The sequence below is a fragment of the Marinimicrobium sp. UBA4209 genome (genome assembly GCF_002381585.1).
GTDB lineage: Bacteria > Pseudomonadota > Gammaproteobacteria > Pseudomonadales > Cellvibrionaceae > Marinimicrobium > Marinimicrobium koreense.
The window spans coordinates 1848-4282 of the sequence record NZ_DFTP01000101.1; the positions used below are offsets into that span (position 1 = coordinate 1848).

The following is a 2435-nucleotide window of genomic DNA, read 5'->3' on the forward strand; positions in this document are numbered from 1 at the left end:
GGCACCCAATATCAGGATGTGACTCTGGGTGAAAGCGGCTTTTATGACTATGCCCGTGGTTACGATGTGGCAACCGGAGCCGTGCTGGATGACAGCACCTGGATCAACGTGTTTGATCCTCAATACGGCAATATTCCCCCCGCCAGCGAGTTTACCTACGCCGCTTCACCGGACAGCACCACCGAAGACCTGGGCCTGTATATCAATGACCAGATCAGCGTGGGCAACTGGCGCATCACCGCCGGGGTACGTTTCGACGATACCGAAACCAACAGCGGCACCAGCTCCCAGAGTGACGATGCGGTCAGCACCAGTGTCGGCGCCCTGTATCAGTTTGATAATGGCCTGTCGCCCTACGTGAGCTTCGCCGAGTCCTTCGATCCGGTGATCGGAACCAACGGTCGCGGCGAACCGCTCGAACCGCAGGAAGGCGAGCAGTGGGAAGCCGGCTTCAAATATCAGCCCAGTGACTTCCCCGCCATGGTCACCCTGGCCTACTTTGACATCACCCAGTCCAACCTGAACGACCCCAGCTCCCTGGTGGGCGAGTATCAGCAAAAACGGGGCGAGGCTTCAATCACCGGTGTGGAACTGGAAGGTATTGTGTTCATGGGTGACTTGAGCCTTGAGCTCAACGCCAGCCAGTTGGATACCGAGAGCGCCGAAGGCTATCGACTGGCCAGCGTACCGGAGCGGCAGGCGTCCACCTGGCTGACCTGGCGCCCCGGCGGTTTCGAAGGCTTCAAAGCCGGTGCGGGCATTCGCTACGTGGGCGAGAGCTGGGACGGCATCGATCAGCTCCGCACGCCCTCTTACACCCTGGGCGACCTGATGATCGGCTACCAGACCGGCCCCTGGGACCTGACCCTGAACGCCCGCAATGTCGCCGATAAAGAGTTCCAAGCCACTTGCCTGGCTCGGGGCGACTGCTTCCCCGGCGAAGCCCGCTCAGTGGTTGGCCGGGTCCGCTATCAGTTCTGATTCCCCCTTCACGCCGCAGGGATGCGGCGCTACTTCTTGGGAGCCGGCGGCACAAACACCCGCCAGGGCTTGCCCTCACAGCGATCAAAGTTCTTGCAGGTCGGCAGACAGCCACGACAGGGAAGGCGGTGCGGTGATTCCGGCTTGGATACAGGTTGGTTCACATCAGACTCCGATTGAATGACTTGCTGGCTCTGTTTACGTTCCGGAACCGCATACAGATAACTGTAGCGTATAAGTCGGGCCAGTTATCAGGCCAGACACTGATCTTGCACCCGCCCGACACCTCCCTGGCCCGACCTCCCCTCTGCGCTCGATTCCCAGCCGACGGCCCTACCCTGGTATACACTGAAAGAAGTAATGGCAGGTAATCTTTTCCCAAAAATCGTACGTAAAAGTCGTGTCGTCTGAGCAATCGTGCTATGCCATTACATACGGGGGGACACTTACATGAAAACGTCTACAGCTTTACTATCGGCCGCGCTCCTACAGGCCCTTTTTCTGCAACCCGCACTGGCGCAGGACGGAAACACCGCCCTGGTGCCCCTGCCCTCGATTGACGACTTCACCCAGGGTGAAGATGGCTTCGCCTTCGGCCTTGGCCTGGCTGTTGAATACGAAACGGCCTACGAAGGGTCCGATGAATTCGGCGTCGAAGTCGACCCCGCAGGCGCGGTGCAATGGCGCAACGACGACGATATTTTCTTCTGGGCCGGAGAGGCACTTGGATGGCGTGGTCTTCGCTCAGACACCTGGCTATTTGAGGCCGTTGTGGGCTTCGAAGAAGGTCGAGAGGAAAGCGACTCCGATGACGGCCGGCTGGATGGCCTCGGCGCTACCGATGAGTCAATGGAATTTGCGTTGCAAGCGCGCCGGGCGTTCGATGCCGACTGGCGTTACTGGCTCGATGGCCGATTGGTGACCAGCGACAACGGAACCCTGGGCATCTTCGGCGTGGGCCGCCGCTTCGGCGACCAGATGGACGGCACCGGCTCTGAACTGGCGATTGTAGCGGTGTACCACGACAGCGACCTCGCCAATACCGAGTTCGGCATAACCCCCGCGCAGTCCGCCGCCTCGGGACTGGCCGAGACGGAACTGAGTGGCGGCTTTCGCTCAATTGGGCTGAATTACAGCTACCGCAACTACATCCGTGAGAACTGGCAGATCTTCGGCGAAGTGCTCTATGAGCATTTCAGTAGTGATATTCAAGATAGTCCGATCGCGCGTAGTGACTATGAAGCCGAAGTGGGGGTTGGGTTTATTTACGTGTTCTAACTGACGGCGCTGCCAACCTGGCAACGCTCAGCGTGTACCCGCCATCAATTGCGCGACGGAAGGAATGGCAATTGATGGCGGCGTCAACCGCGCTTGTAGATGTGCTTTCGATGGCCAACCTTCACAACCGTTACGACAAGAAGCTCATCCACCACTTCATAGATAATTCGGTACAC

Annotated in this window: 2 protein-coding genes; both read left to right on the forward strand. The window is 58.9% G+C overall.

Annotation, left to right across the window (positions count from 1 at the left end):
• Positions 1-981, forward strand: a 981-nt coding sequence (locus B3187_RS14725) for a TonB-dependent siderophore receptor (RefSeq protein ID WP_286807227.1), incomplete at its 5' end; no start/stop codon positions are given.
• Positions 982-1431: 450 nt separating this feature from the next.
• Complete coding sequence (locus B3187_RS14730) at positions 1432-2259, forward strand: MipA/OmpV family protein (RefSeq protein WP_286807228.1); 828 nt, start codon at positions 1432-1434, stop codon at positions 2257-2259.
• Positions 2260-2435 lie beyond the last annotated feature (176 nt).